Annotated in this window: 8 protein-coding genes; 6 read left to right on the top strand and 2 right to left on the bottom strand. The window is 68.0% G+C overall.

Features of this window, described 5'->3' with window-relative positions; genetic code table 11:
• Positions 1-342 precede the first annotated feature (342 nt).
• From rpoB to tuf, 6 genes are all read left to right on the top strand, one after another.
• Positions 343-3,828 (top strand): DNA-directed RNA polymerase subunit beta, encoded by a 3,486-nt coding sequence (gene rpoB / locus JE024_RS14620; RefSeq protein WP_205374002.1) that lies wholly within the window; start codon positions 343-345, stop codon positions 3,826-3,828.
• A 124-nt stretch (positions 3,829-3,952) separates the two neighbouring features.
• Positions 3,953-7,855 (top strand): DNA-directed RNA polymerase subunit beta', encoded by a 3,903-nt coding sequence (locus JE024_RS14615; protein WP_205374001.1) that lies wholly within the window; start codon positions 3,953-3,955, stop codon positions 7,853-7,855.
• Positions 7,856-8,226: 371 nt separating this feature from the next.
• Complete coding sequence (gene rpsL, locus JE024_RS14610) at positions 8,227-8,598, top strand: 30S ribosomal protein S12 (RefSeq protein ID WP_003948652.1); 372 nt, start codon at positions 8,227-8,229, stop codon at positions 8,596-8,598.
• A 2-nt stretch (positions 8,599-8,600) separates the two neighbouring features.
• On the top strand, positions 8,601-9,071 hold the full coding sequence (rpsG, locus tag JE024_RS14605; RefSeq protein ID WP_006347241.1) for a 30S ribosomal protein S7: 471 nt from the start codon (positions 8,601-8,603) through the stop codon (positions 9,069-9,071).
• 38 nt (positions 9,072-9,109) lie between these two features.
• Positions 9,110-11,236 carry an elongation factor G gene (gene fusA / locus JE024_RS14600; protein WP_205374000.1) on the top strand — a complete coding sequence of 709 codons (2,127 nt, stop codon included), beginning with the start codon at positions 9,110-9,112 and terminating at the stop codon, positions 11,234-11,236.
• 147 nt (positions 11,237-11,383) lie between these two features.
• The gene (tuf, locus tag JE024_RS14595) at positions 11,384-12,577 is read left to right on the top strand and encodes an elongation factor Tu (protein WP_187741868.1); all 1,194 of its coding nucleotides are present in this window, start codon (positions 11,384-11,386) and stop codon (positions 12,575-12,577) included.
• Positions 12,578-12,700: 123 nt separating this feature from the next.
• Here the strand turns inward: tuf and JE024_RS14590 are convergent, their stop codons facing one another.
• Together JE024_RS14590 and JE024_RS14585 are read right to left on the bottom strand one after the other, a co-directional pair.
• Positions 12,701-13,408: a S1 family peptidase gene (locus tag JE024_RS14590; RefSeq protein ID WP_205373999.1), complete on the bottom strand. Its 708-nt coding sequence runs from the start codon at positions 13,406-13,408 to the stop codon at positions 12,701-12,703.
• A 292-nt stretch (positions 13,409-13,700) separates the two neighbouring features.
• On the bottom strand, positions 13,701-14,798 hold the full coding sequence (locus tag JE024_RS14585) for a winged helix DNA-binding domain-containing protein (protein WP_205373998.1): 1,098 nt from the start codon (positions 14,796-14,798) through the stop codon (positions 13,701-13,703).
• Positions 14,799-14,897: the final 99 nt, after the last annotated feature.

Here is a 14,897-nt window from a genome sequence, read left to right as displayed (position 1 = left end):
CAGCGCGCAATTCTCAGGACGCGTCGCCACAACGATCCGTATCCGAGGCATGGATCGGCGGCCGAACGGGCAGTATCGATGTGCGCCTCACGGCGCATGGGGTTCGCGGAGTTGAGTACAACGAAGGGTCTCGTGTCTTCCCAAAACCGGGACTGGACATCAGTGTGCCATGTGGCTACACTGACCCTTTGCGCTGCCTGTTAGCTGCCCCCTGCCCGTCACCAGGGGCATCTCCATACCTGAGCATCGACCGAAAACAAGCCCCGACCTGGGCCTTCTTTCGACGCACAGCATGGGACCGGTACGCGCGTAGTGAGTCCGAGCCCTCGGAAGGACCCCCTCTTGGCCGCCTCGCGCAACGCCTCGACCGCGAATACGAACAACGGCGCCAGCACTGCCCCGCTGCGCATCTCCTTTGCAAAGATCAAGGAGCCCCTCGAGGTTCCGAACCTCCTTGCGCTCCAGACCGAGAGCTTCGACTGGCTGCTCGGCAATGCCGCATGGAAGGCTCGTGTCGAGGCGGCTCTCGACAGCGGACAGGACGTCCCCACGAAGTCCGGTCTGGAGGAGATCTTCGAGGAGATCTCCCCGATCGAGGACTTCTCCGGGTCGATGTCGCTGACCTTCCGCGACCACCGTTTCGAGCCCCCGAAGAACTCCATCGACGAGTGCAAGGACCGCGACTTCACGTTCGCCGCCCCGCTCTTCGTCACCGCCGAGTTCACGAACAACGAGACCGGCGAGATCAAGTCCCAGACGGTCTTCATGGGCGACTTCCCGCTCATGACCAACAAGGGCACCTTCGTCATCAACGGCACCGAGCGTGTCGTCGTGTCGCAGCTCGTGCGCTCGCCGGGTGTCTACTTCGACTCCTCCATCGACAAGACGTCCGACAAGGACATCTACACCGCCAAGATCATCCCGTCCCGGGGTGCCTGGCTGGAGATGGAGATCGACAAGCGCGACATGGTCGGTGTGCGCATCGACCGCAAGCGCAAGCAGTCCGTGACCGTCCTGCTCAAGGCGCTCGGCTGGACGACCGAGCAGATCCTCGAGGAGTTCGGCGAGTACGAGTCCATGCGCGCCACCCTGGAGAAGGACCACACCCAGGGCCAGGACGACGCGCTGCTCGACATCTACCGCAAGCTGCGCCCGGGCGAGCCGCCCACCCGCGAGGCCGCTCAGACGCTGCTCGAGAACCTCTACTTCAACCCGAAGCGCTACGACCTCGCGAAGGTCGGCCGCTACAAGGTGAACAAGAAGCTCGGCGCGAACGAGCCGCTGGACGCCGGCGTGCTCACCACCGACGACGTCATCGCCACCATCAAGTACCTGGTGAAGCTGCACGCCGGTGAGACCGAGACGGTCGGCGAGTCCGGCCGCTCGATCATGGTCGAGACGGACGACATCGACCACTTCGGCAACCGCCGCATCCGCAACGTCGGCGAGCTGATCCAGAACCAGGTCCGTACGGGTCTCGCCCGTATGGAGCGGGTCGTGCGCGAGCGGATGACCACCCAGGACGTCGAGGCGATCACGCCGCAGACCCTGATCAACATCCGGCCGGTCGTCGCCTCCATCAAGGAGTTCTTCGGCACCAGCCAGCTCTCGCAGTTCATGGACCAGAACAACCCGCTGTCGGGCCTGACGCACAAGCGTCGTCTCAACGCCCTCGGCCCGGGTGGTCTGTCCCGTGAGCGGGCCGGCTTCGAGGTCCGTGACGTGCACCCGTCGCACTACGGCCGCATGTGTCCGATCGAGACGCCCGAAGGCCCGAACATCGGTCTGATCGGTTCGCTCGCCTCGTACGGCCGGATCAACGCGTTCGGCTTCATCGAGACGCCGTACCGCAAGGTCGTCGAGGGTGTCGTCGGCGACGACGTCGACTACCTCACCGCCGACGAGGAGGACCGCTTCGTCATCGCGCAGGCCAACGCGCCGCTGACCGACGAGCTCCGGTTCGCCGAGTCCCGCGTGCTGGTCCGCCGCCGTGGCGGCGAGGTCGACTACGTGCCCGGCACGGACGTCGACTACATGGACGTCTCGCCGCGCCAGATGGTGTCGGTCGCGACCGCCATGATCCCGTTCCTCGAGCACGACGACGCCAACCGCGCCCTCATGGGCGCGAACATGATGAGGCAGGCCGTGCCGCTCATCAAGTCCGAGGCGCCGCTCGTGGGCACCGGCATGGAGTACCGCTGCGCCACCGACGCCGGCGACGTGCTCAAGGCCGAGAAGGACGGTGTGGTCCAGGAGGTCTCCGCGGACTACATCACCATCGCCAACGACGACGGCACGTACACCACGTACCGCCTGCACAAGTTCTCCCGCTCCAACCAGGGCACCTCGGTCAACCAGAAGGTCGTCGTCGACGAGGGCGACCGGATCATCGAGGGCCAGGTCCTCGCCGACGGTCCCGCCACGGAGAACGGCGAGATGGCGCTCGGCAAGAACCTGCTCGTGGCGTTCATGCCGTGGGAGGGCCACAACTACGAGGACGCGATCATCCTGTCGCAGCGCCTCGTGCAGGACGACGTCCTCTCCTCGATCCACATCGAGGAGCACGAGGTCGACGCCCGTGACACCAAGCTGGGCCCCGAGGAGATCACCCGGGACATCCCGAACGTCTCCGAGGAGGTCCTCGCCGACCTCGACGAGCGCGGCATCATCCGGATCGGTGCCGAGGTCGTCGCCGGCGACATCCTGGTCGGCAAGGTCACGCCCAAGGGCGAGACCGAGCTCACCCCGGAGGAGCGCCTGCTCCGCGCGATCTTCGGCGAGAAGGCGCGCGAGGTCCGCGACACCTCGCTGAAGGTGCCCCACGGCGAGACCGGCAAGGTCATCGGCGTGCGCGTCTTCGACCGCGAGGAGGGCGACGAGCTTCCTCCGGGCGTCAACCAGCTGGTCCGCGTCTACGTGGCCCAGAAGCGCAAGATCACCGATGGTGACAAGCTCGCCGGCCGCCACGGCAACAAGGGCGTCATCTCCAAGATCCTGCCGATCGAGGACATGCCGTTCCTGGAGGACGGCACCCCGGTCGACATCATCCTCAACCCGCTGGGTGTCCCGTCCCGAATGAACCCGGGACAGGTCCTGGAGATCCACCTCGGCTGGCTCGCCAGCCGCGGCTGGGACGTCTCCGGCCTCGCGGACGAGTGGGCGCAGCGCCTCCAGGCCATCGGCGCGGACGACGTCGCCGCCGGCACCAACGTCGCGACCCCGGTCTTCGACGGTGCCCGCGAGGACGAGCTGGCCGGCCTGCTCCAGCACACCATCCCGAACCGCGACGGAGAGCGCATGGTGCTCCCGACCGGTAAGGCGCGCCTGTTCGACGGCCGCTCCGGCGAGCCGTTCCCGGACCCGATCTCGGTCGGGTACATGTACATCCTCAAGCTCCACCACCTGGTCGACGACAAGCTCCACGCCCGTTCGACCGGTCCGTACTCGATGATCACCCAGCAGCCGCTGGGTGGTAAGGCCCAGTTCGGTGGCCAGCGATTCGGTGAGATGGAGGTGTGGGCGCTGGAGGCGTACGGCGCCGCCTACGCACTCCAGGAGCTGCTGACGATCAAGTCCGACGACGTGACCGGCCGCGTGAAGGTCTACGAGGCCATCGTCAAGGGCGAGAACATCCCCGAGCCCGGCATTCCCGAGTCCTTCAAGGTGCTCATCAAGGAAATGCAGTCGCTCTGCCTCAACGTGGAGGTGCTGTCCTCGGACGGCATGTCCATCGAGATGCGCGACACGGACGAGGACGTCTTCCGCGCCGCGGAGGAGCTCGGTATCGACCTGTCCCGGCGCGAGCCGAGCAGCGTCGAAGAGGTCTGACGGGCCCGGTGGGGGCTCCCGGAAGGGAGCCCCCACCGTCCCCGGGACCGTACAGACCACTGATACAGAGCCCGTTTTCCGCTGACGCGGAGGGCACAACCCCGAAAGAGGGATTGACGAAAAAGTGCTCGACGTCAACTTCTTCGACGAGCTGCGGATCGGCCTGGCCACCGCGGACGACATCCGGACCTGGTCCCACGGCGAGGTCAAGAAGCCGGAGACCATCAACTACCGCACCCTGAAGCCCGAGAAGGACGGACTCTTCTGCGAGAAGATCTTCGGTCCGACCCGGGACTGGGAGTGCTACTGCGGCAAGTACAAGCGTGTCCGCTTCAAGGGCATCATCTGTGAGCGCTGTGGCGTCGAGGTCACCCGCGCCAAGGTGCGCCGTGAGCGGATGGGCCACATCGAGCTGGCCGCTCCCGTCACCCACATCTGGTACTTCAAGGGCGTCCCGTCGCGCCTGGGCTACCTGCTGGACCTGGCGCCGAAGGACCTCGAGAAGGTCATCTACTTCGCCGCCTACATGATCACGTACGTCGACGACGAGCGCCGTACGCGCGACCTGCCGTCGCTGGAGGCCCACGTCTCCGTCGAGCGCCAGCAGATCGAGAACCGCCGCGACGCAGACCTCGAGGCCCGCGCCAAGAAGCTCGAGACCGACCTGGCCGAGCTCGAGGCCGAGGGCGCCAAGGCCGACGTGCGCCGCAAGGTGCGCGAGGGCGCCGAGCGCGAGATGAAGCAGCTCCGTGACCGCGCCCAGCGCGAGATCGACCGTCTCGACGAGGTGTGGAACCGCTTCAAGAACCTCAAGGTCCAGGACCTGGAGGGCGACGAGCTGCTCTACCGCGAGCTGCGCGACCGCTTCGGCACCTACTTCGACGGCTCGATGGGCGCCGCCGCGCTGCAGAAGCGCCTGGAGTCCTTCGACCTCGACGAGGAGGCCGAGCGCCTCCGCGAGATCATCCGCACCGGCAAGGGCCAGAAGAAGACCCGTGCGCTCAAGCGCCTCAAGGTCGTCTCCGCGTTCCTGCAGACCTCCAACAGCCCCAAGGGCATGGTGCTGGACTGCGTCCCGGTCATCCCGCCGGACCTGCGTCCGATGGTGCAGCTCGACGGTGGCCGCTTCGCGACCTCCGACCTGAACGACCTGTACCGCCGTGTCATCAACCGCAACAACCGCCTGAAGCGGCTTCTCGACCTCGGCGCGCCCGAGATCATCGTGAACAACGAGAAGCGCATGCTCCAGGAGGCGGTCGACGCCCTCTTCGACAACGGCCGCCGCGGCCGCCCGGTCACGGGCCCCGGCAACCGTCCGCTGAAGTCCCTGAGCGACATGCTCAAGGGCAAGCAGGGCCGTTTCCGTCAGAACCTGCTCGGCAAGCGAGTCGACTACTCGGCGCGTTCCGTCATCGTCGTCGGCCCGCAGCTCAAGCTGCACCAGTGCGGTCTGCCGAAGGCCATGGCGCTGGAGCTCTTCAAGCCGTTCGTGATGAAGCGCCTGGTCGACCTGAACCACGCGCAGAACATCAAGTCGGCCAAGCGCATGGTCGAGCGCGGCCGCACCGTGGTGTACGACGTCCTCGAAGAGGTCATCGCCGAGCACCCGGTGCTGCTGAACCGTGCGCCCACGCTGCACCGCCTCGGCATCCAGGCCTTCGAGCCGCAGCTCGTCGAGGGCAAGGCCATCCAGATCCACCCGCTCGTCTGCACCGCGTTCAACGCGGACTTCGACGGTGACCAGATGGCCGTGCACCTGCCGCTCTCCGCGGAGGCGCAGGCCGAGGCCCGCATCCTGATGCTGTCCTCCAACAACATCCTCAAGCCGGCCGACGGCCGTCCGGTCACCATGCCCACCCAGGACATGGTGCTCGGCCTCTTCTTCCTCACCACGGACGAGGAGGAGCGCGAGGTCATCGGCGAGGGCCGGTCCTTCGGCTCCACCGCCGAGGCGATCATGGCCTTCGACGCCCGCGAGCTCTCGCTCCAGGCGAAGGTCGACATCCGCTTCCCGGTGGGCACCATCCCGCCGCGCGGCTGGACGCCTCCGGCGCCCGAGGAGGGCGAGGAGAACACCTGGCAGCAGGGCGACAGCTTCCGTCTGAAGACCACGCTCGGCCGTGCGCTCTTCAACGAGCTGCTGCCCGAGGACTACCCGTTCGTCGACTACTCGGTGGGCAAGAAGCAGCTCTCCGAGATCGTCAACGACCTGGCCGAGCGCTACCCCAAGGTCATCGTGGCGGCGACGCTCGACAACCTGAAGGCGTCCGGCTTCTTCTGGGCGACCCGTTCCGGTGTCACCGTGGCCATCTCCGACGTCGTCGTTCCCGAGGCGAAGAAGGAGATCGTCGCGGGCTACGAGGCCCAGGACGAGAAGGTCCAGAAGCAGTACGAGCGCGGTCTGATCACCAAGGACGAGCGCACCCAGGAGCTCATCGCGATCTGGACCAAGGCGACCAACGAGGTCGCCGAGGCGATGAACGCGAACTTCCCGAAGACCAACCCCATCTTCATGATGGTCAACTCGGGTGCTCGTGGAAACATGATGCAGATGCGTCAGATCGCCGGTATGCGTGGTCTGGTGTCGAACGCCAAGAACGAGACCATCCCGCGTCCGATCAAGGCGTCCTTCCGTGAGGGCCTGTCCGTGCTGGAGTACTTCATCTCCACGCACGGTGCCCGTAAGGGTCTGGCGGACACCGCCCTGCGTACCGCCGACTCGGGTTACCTGACCCGTCGTCTGGTGGACGTCTCGCAGGACGTCATCATCCGCGAGGAGGACTGCGGCACCGACCGCGGCCTCAAGCTGCGGATCGCCGAGCGGGGCGCCGACGGCGTGCTGCGCAAGGCGGAGGACGTCGAGACCTCCGTGTACGCGCGGATGCTCGCCGAGGACGTCGTCGTGGACGGCAAGGTCATCGCGCCGGCCAACGTCGACCTCGGTGACGTGCTCATCGACGCCGTGGTCGCCGCGGGCGTCGAGGAGGTCAAGACCCGCTCGGTCCTGACCTGCGAGTCGGCCGTCGGCACCTGTGCCTTCTGCTACGGCCGTTCGCTGGCCACCGGCAAGCTGGTCGACATCGGTGAGGCGGTCGGCATCATCGCCGCCCAGTCCATCGGTGAGCCCGGTACCCAGCTGACGATGCGTACCTTCCACACCGGTGGTGTGGCCGGTGACGACATCACCCAGGGTCTGCCGCGTGTCGTCGAGCTCTTCGAGGCCCGTACCCCGAAGGGTGTCGCCCCGATCTCCGAGGCCGCCGGCCGCGTGCGGATCGAGGAGACCGAGAAGACCAAGAAGATCGTCGTCACCCCGGACGACGGCAGCGACGAGACGGCGTACCCGATCTCGAAGCGTGCCAAGCTCAAGGTCCGCGAGGGCGACCACGTCCAGGTCGGCGAGCCGCTGGCCTTCGGTGCGACCAACCCGCACGACGTGCTGCGCATCCTCGGCCAGCGCGCGGTCCAGGTCCACCTGGTCGGCGAGGTCCAGAAGGTCTACAACTCGCAGGGCGTGTCGATCCACGACAAGCACATCGAGATCATCATCCGGCAGATGCTGCGCCGTGTGACGATCATCGAGTCCGGCGACGCGGAGCTGCTGCCGGGCGAGCTGGTCGAGCGTTCGCGCTTCGAGACCGAGAACCGTCGTGTGGTCACCGAGGGCGGTCACCCCGCCTCCGGCCGTCCGCAGCTGATGGGTATCACCAAGGCCTCGCTGGCGACCGAGTCGTGGCTGTCCGCGGCGTCCTTCCAGGAGACGACCAGGGTCCTGACCGACGCGGCGATCAACGCCAAGTCGGACTCCCTGATCGGCCTCAAGGAGAACGTCATCATCGGTAAGCTCATCCCGGCCGGTACGGGTCTGTCCCGCTACCGCAACATCCGGGTCGAGCCGACCGAGGAGGCCAAGGCCGCGATGTACTCGGCCGTCGGCTACGACGACATCGACTACTCGCCGTTCGGCACCGGCTCCGGCCAGGCCGTCCCGCTGGAGGACTACGACTACGGTCCGTACAACCAGTAAGGCGTGAGCGACGTCCGGAGGGCGGTCACCCCGTGGGGGTGGCCGCCCTCCGGCGTTCGCCGGGCCGGCGGGGGCGGGGCGCCGAGCGGGTCGCCCGGGGGCGGCGGGCGCCGCCCGAAGGCCGTGGGCGGCTGCGCGAGGCCATTTGTTTTGACCGATGCCGATGCGGTAGGTACGCTCAGACCTTGTGCCTGGGGTGTGCCTGGGCTCGTGTGCGTGTCCTCAACCGCACCGCGAGTCCGAGACCGGCCACCGCGATCTGCGCCGTTTCCGCCTTGTGCGGAGGTCCGCAGCTTCCGACACACCCGACCGCGTGGGTCGGTGACGTTCCAGGTTAGTTTCACAGACGGCACACAGAAACCGGAGAAGTAGTGCCTACGATCCAGCAGCTGGTCCGCAAGGGCCGGCAGGACAAGGTCGAGAAGAACAAGACGCCCGCACTCGAGGGTTCCCCTCAGCGCCGCGGCGTCTGCACGCGTGTGTTCACGACCACCCCGAAGAAGCCGAACTCGGCCCTCCGTAAGGTCGCGCGTGTGCGTCTGACCTCCGGTATCGAGGTCACGGCCTACATCCCGGGTGAGGGACACAACCTGCAGGAGCACTCCATCGTGCTCGTGCGTGGTGGCCGTGTGAAGGACCTGCCGGGTGTTCGCTACAAGATCATCCGCGGTTCCCTGGACACCCAGGGCGTCAAGAACCGCAAGCAGGCCCGCAGCCGCTACGGCGCCAAGAAGGAGAAGTAAGAATGCCTCGTAAGGGCCCCGCCCCGAAGCGCCCGGTCATCATCGACCCGGTCTACGGTTCTCCTCTGGTGACCTCGCTCATCAACAAGATCCTGCTGAACGGCAAGCGTTCCACCGCCGAGCGGATCGTCTACGGCGCCATGGAGGGTCTTCGCGAGAAGACCGGCGCCGACCCGGTCATCACGCTGAAGCGCGCTCTCGAGAACGTCAAGCCGTCCCTCGAGGTCAAGTCCCGCCGTGTCGGTGGCGCCACCTACCAGGTGCCGATCGAGGTCAAGCCGGGCCGCGCCTCCACCCTCGCGCTGCGCTGGGTCGTGGGCTACTCCCGCGCCCGCCGCGAGAAGACCATGACCGAGCGCCTCATGAACGAACTGCTCGACGCCTCCAACGGCCTCGGCGCTTCGGTCAAGAAGCGTGAGGACACGCACAAGATGGCCGAGTCCAACAAGGCCTTCGCGCACTACCGCTGGTAGTCGCTACCCCCATCGAGACCGAGAGAAGACTGAGCCATATGGCCACCACTTCGCTTGACCTGGCCAAGGTCCGCAACATCGGGATCATGGCCCACATCGACGCGGGCAAGACGACGACCACCGAGCGCATCCTGTTCTACACCGGTGTGAGCTACAAGATCGGTGAGGTCCACGACGGCGCTGCCACGATGGACTGGATGGAGCAGGAGCAGGAGCGCGGCATCACCATCACGTCCGCCGCGACGACCTGTCACTGGCCGCTCGAGGACGTCGACCACACCATCAACATCATCGACACCCCCGGTCACGTGGACTTCACCGTCGAGGTGGAGCGTTCGCTCCGCGTCCTCGACGGCGCCGTGACCGTGTTCGACGGTGTCGCCGGTGTGGAGCCGCAGTCCGAGACGGTGTGGCGCCAGGCCGACCGCTACGGCGTGCCGCGCATCTGCTTCGTCAACAAGCTCGACCGCACCGGTGCCGAGTTCCACCGCTGTGTCGACATGATCGTGAACCGCCTCGGCGCGACCCCGATCGTCATGCAGCTCCCGATCGGCGCCGAGGCCGACTTCAAGGGCGTGGTCGACCTCGTCCGCATGAAGGCCCTGGTCTGGTCCGCCGAGGCCACCAAGGGTGAGATGTACGACGTCGTCGACATCCCGGCCACGCACACCGAGGCCGCCGAGGAGTGGCGCGGCAAGCTGGTCGAGACCGTCGCGGAGAACGACGAAGAGATCATGGAGCTGTACCTGGAGGGCCAGGAGCCCACCGAGGAGCAGCTGTACGCCGCGATCCGTCGTATCACCATCGCGTCCGGCAAGGGCGGCGACACCACGGTCACCCCCGTGTTCTGCGGCACCGCGTTCAAGAACAAGGGCGTCCAGCCCCTGCTCGACGCCGTCGTGCGCTACCTCCCCTCCCCCCTGGACGTCGAGGCCATCGAGGGCCACGGCGTCAAGGACCCGGAGGAGGTCGTGACCCGCAAGCCGTCCGAGTCCGAGCCCCTGTCGGCCCTCGCGTTCAAGATCGCGAGCGACCCGCACCTCGGCAAGCTCACCTTCATCCGGGTCTACTCGGGTCGCCTGGAGGCCGGCACCTCGGTGCTGAACTCCGTCAAGGGCAAGAAGGAGCGCATCGGCAAGATCTACCGGATGCACGCGAACAAGCGTGAGGAGATCGACGCCGTGGGCGCCGGCGACATCGTCGCCGTCATGGGCCTGAAGCAGACCACCACCGGTGAGACGCTGTGCGACGAGAAGAACCCGGTGATCCTGGAGTCCATGGACTTCCCGGCGCCGGTCATCCAGGTCGCGATCGAGCCCAAGTCCAAGGGTGACCAGGAGAAGCTGGGTGTCGCCATCCAGCGTCTCGCGGAGGAGGACCCCTCCTTCCAGGTCCACTCGGACGAGGAGACCGGCCAGACCATCATCGGTGGTATGGGTGAGCTCCACCTCGACGTCCTCGTCGACCGCATGCGTCGCGAGTTCAAGGTCGAGGCCAACGTCGGCAAGCCGCAGGTCGCGTACCGCGAGACGATCCGCAAGGCCGTCGAGCGTCACGACTACACGCACAAGAAGCAGACCGGTGGTACCGGTCAGTTCGCCAAGGTGCAGATCGCGATCGAGCCGATCGAGGGCGGCGACGCCTCGTACGAGTTCGTGAACAAGGTCACCGGTGGCCGCATCCCCAAGGAGTACATCCCCTCGGTGGACGCGGGTGCGCAGGAGGCCATGCAGTTCGGCATCCTGGCGGGCTACGAGATGACGGGCGTCCGCGTCATTCTTCTCGACGGTGGCTACCACGAGGTCGACTCCTCCGAGCTCGCCTTCAAGATCGCCGGTTCGCAGGCCTTCAAGGAGGCCGCGCGCAAGGCTTCGCCCGTGCTTCTCGAGCCGATGATGTCCGTCGAGGTCACCACGCCCGAGGACTACATGGGTGAGGTCATCGGCGACATCAACTCCCGCCGTGGCCAGATCCAGGCCATGGAGGAGCGCAGCGGCGCTCGCGTCGTGAAGGGCCTCGTGCCCCTCTCGGAGATGTTCGGCTACGTCGGAGACCTCCGCAGCAAGACCTCGGGTCGCGCAAGCTACTCGATGCAGTTCGACTCCTACGCCGAGGTTCCCCGGAACGTCGCCGAGGAGATCATCGCGAAGGCCAAGGGCGAGTAACTCACCCGAGTTGACGCTTTAGGCTTGACACCGACCGCCGGGGTTCGCCCCGAAACCTTCAGGGGTTGTCCCCGGCGGCCGGCTTCCCAGCAAAGATCACCTGGCGCCGATGAGCAAGGCGTTCAGAACCACTCCAGGAGGACCCCAGTGGCGAAGGCGAAGTTCGAGCGGACTAAGCCGCACGTCAACATCGGCACCATCGGTCACATCGACCACGGTAAGACGACCCTCACGGCCGCCATTACCAAGGTGCTGCACGACGCGTACCCGGACCTGAACGAGGCCTCGGCCTTCGACCAGATCGACAAGGCTCCCGAGGAGCGCCAGCGCGGTATCACCATCTCCATCGCGCACGTCGAGTACCAGACCGAGTCGCGTCACTACGCCCACGTCGACTGCCCCGGTCACGCGGACTACATCAAGAACATGATCACGGGTGCGGCGCAGATGGACGGCGCCATCCTCGTGGTCGCCGCCACCGACGGCCCGATGCCGCAGACCAAGGAGCACGTGCTCCTGGCCCGCCAGGTCGGCGTTCCGTACATCGTCGTCGCCCTGAACAAGGCCGACATGGTGGACGACGAGGAGATCCTGGAGCTCGTCGAGCTCGAGGTGCGTGAGCTCCTCTCCGAGTACGAGTTCCCGGGCGACGACCTGCCGGTCGTCAAGGTCTCGGCGCTCAAGGCGCTCGAGGGCGACAAGGAGTGGGGCCAGTCGGTCCTGAACCTGATGGCCGCCGTCGACGAGGCGATCCCGCAGCCCGAGCGTGACGTCGACAAGCCGTTCCTGATGCCGATCGAGGACGTCTTCACGATCACCGGTCGTGGCACCGTCGTCACCGGCCGCATCGAGCGTGGTGTCCTCAAGGTCAACGAGACCGTCGACATCGTCGGTATCAAGACCGAGAAGACCACCACCACGGTCACCGGCATCGAGATGTTCCGCAAGCTGCTCGACGAGGGCCAGGCCGGTGAGAACGTCGGTCTGCTCCTCCGTGGCATCAAGCGCGAGGACGTCGAGCGCGGCCAGGTCATCATCAAGCCCGGTTCGGTCACGCCGCACACCGAGTTCGAGGCCCAGGCCTACATCCTGTCGAAGGACGAGGGTGGCCGTCACACCCCGTTCTTCAACAACTACCGCCCGCAGTTCTACTTCCGTACCACGGACGTGACCGGCGTCGTGACCCTCCCCGAGGGCACCGAGATGGTCATGCCGGGTGACAACACCCAGATGACCGTCGAGCTGATCCAGCCCGTCGCCATGGAAGAGGGCCTGAAGTTCGCCATCCGTGAGGGTGGCCGGACCGTGGGCGCCGGCCAGGTCACCAAGATCAACAAGTAAGTCCCGTTGGTCTGACCTGGTAGCTCACCGAGCTGCAAGAAGGGCCCCGCACCTCTCGCAAGGGAGGTGCGGGGCCCTTCGTCATGTGCGGGGTGCCGGGGGCGTGCCCCCGGGTTCCCGGGATCAGACGCCGGCGACCGACTGGATCCAGGACCGGTAGGCGGTGACGTTGGTGTACGCCGTGGTGGTCTGGCGGTCGCTGGTGGAGGCGACGCCGACCTGGACGCCGTTCAGCATCATCGGGCCGCCGGAGTCTCCGCCGGCGGTGATGCCGTTGCCGCGGCGGGCGCAGATCGCGGAGCCGCCGTAGGCGTCGGTGCAGCCGCTGGACACGGTCACGTTCGCGACCTTGAGGTAGCGGGACTGGCAGTTGGCCTCGGAGCCGCACTGCGAGGTGGCGCCCCAGCCGTAGACCTGGACGCTCTGGCCGACGCGGACGGTGCCGGGCTGGCCGAGGGTGGCGTAGGTGCCGCCGACCGAACGGTCCAGCCGCACCAGGGCGAGGTCCGAGCTGTGGGTGTAGGTCTGGGCGCCGTTGGCGACGGTGCCGCCGCTGTGCTGGTCCAGGCTGCCGATGCGGAACGACAGCCCGCCGCCGGTGACGCAGTGCTTGGCGGTCAGGATCCAGGTGGGGGCGATGATCGTCGCCGAACAGGTCTCCCTGCCGTTGGAGAACAGGCGGGCGGCCCAGGGGCCGCTCTGCGCGTAGCCGCCGCCGATGATGGGCTGGGGGCCGGTGGGCGCGGCGGTGGCGGTGGTCGCGGTGGGGATCACCGCGAGGGCGGAGAGAAAGGCGGCCGCGAGAGCGGTCACGATCCTGGATATGCGCAAGGCTCCTCATTTCCGAAGACGCACGGTGGGTGGCCGTGCGTGCGGGGGTTTCCGGGCGGCACCAGGATTCCGGCCGTGCGGACGCGGCGGGTAATAACGCTTTGCCATAACGCGGCGCTATGGGGCGGGAGTTGGCCACAGCCGGCGGGAAGGCCGCACTGCTGAGGAGCGCCCGTGGGAGACGGCGACCCGGCCCCGTCCGCGCCGGTCGGTGGGCGGTGCGGAGGGGGCCGGGCCGGGTGGGGGCGGCGCGGGTGGCGCGGGGCGGCTCAGGAGGGTGGCGCAGGGTGGCTCAGGGGGACGGGGCGAACCTGACGCGGTCCCCGGCGCCGTCGGAGAGGAACGACGCCAGCGCGGTGCCCTCGGACTCGACGGCGTCGCGGTCGGCGCGGGCGAGGCGGCCGAGCGGGGACACGGTCACCGTGCCCTCGCCGGCCGTCCACGTCGCGGCGACGCGGCCGTCGACCAGTACGACACGCTCCCCGGCGACCGAGAGCAGGCGGTGCTCGTCGTCGATGATCCGGCTGCGGTCCTGGTAGCCGAGGACCGCGTTGTCGAACGCCGGCAGGAAGCGCACCGGTGCCGGGGTGTCCGGGTCCGGGCGGGGCGCGTCGGGCAGGTCGAGCAGCAGGCGTCCCGCCTCGTCGCGGAAGGAGGCCAGCCGGGGCCGGAGCGCGGCGACCGCCCCGGGCAGCCCGGCGAGCCCGGACCAGGCACGCAGGTCGGCGGTGGCGGCCGGCCCGTACGCCGCCAGATAGCGCAGCACGAGTTCCTCGCCGACGGGGTCGGTGCCGTCGGGCGCGGGCGGGTCCGGCTCGCGGCCCAGCCAGGAGGCGAGGAGCAGGTAGCGCGCTCCGCCCGTGGTGCGCCACAGCCCGCGCGGGGGCAGCTGGACGGTGGGCAGCAGCGCCGCCACCAGCAGCTCGCCCAGCGGGCGCGGACCTGCCCCGGGCCAGCGGCCCACGACGGCCCGGGCGACTTCGCCCATGGTGCGGGGCTCGCCGTCGGCCATCACCGCCCGGCCGGCGGCGGCGAGTTCGGCGAGGTCGACCCCGTCGAGCTCGCGCCGGTAGGTGGCGAGGACCCGCTGGCGCAGCATGGCGTCGTGGCGGGCACGCCAGCCGAGGGCGTCGTCGGCGGCGACCAGGTGCATGGTGCGGCGCATCAGATGGACGCGTACCGCCTGCCGGCCGGTCAGCAGGCCGGAGAGGTCCGCCGGGGCGAAGTCGCGCAGCCGGGACCAGAGCCCGGTGAACGGCTCCTGCGGCTCCTGCGCCTGGAGGCCGCACAGGTGCCGGACGGCCTCCGGGGCGGTCAGGGCCGAGCGGTCGAGCAGCAACTGGCGGGCGAGCGCGGCGCGGTTCAGCGCCCGGGCGGAGAGCACGGTCATCGGGCCGGCCCGCCGTCCGCCCCGGCCCGCGGGTGGCGAGCGCCGGGAGCGGTCCGTTCGATCCCCGCGGGGGCCGCGGGGCGCCGCGGGGTGTGCGTC

The organism is Streptomyces zhihengii (genome assembly GCF_016919245.1).
GTDB lineage: Bacteria > Actinomycetota > Actinomycetes > Streptomycetales > Streptomycetaceae > Streptomyces > Streptomyces zhihengii.
This window is presented reverse-complemented; position numbering and strand designations above follow the sequence as displayed.

Bases quoted from the DNA above. Each gene is read 5' to 3' on its own strand.
- rpsG (WP_006347241.1), top strand. From the start codon at position 8,601: ATGCCTCGTAAGGGCCCCGCCCCGAAGCGCCCGGTCATCATCGACCCG.
- JE024_RS14585 (WP_205373998.1), bottom strand. From the start codon at position 14,798: ATGACCGTGCTCTCCGCCCGGGCGCTGAACCGCGCCGCGCTCGCCCGC.
- fusA (WP_205374000.1), top strand. From the start codon at position 9,110: ATGGCCACCACTTCGCTTGACCTGGCCAAGGTCCGCAACATCGGGATC.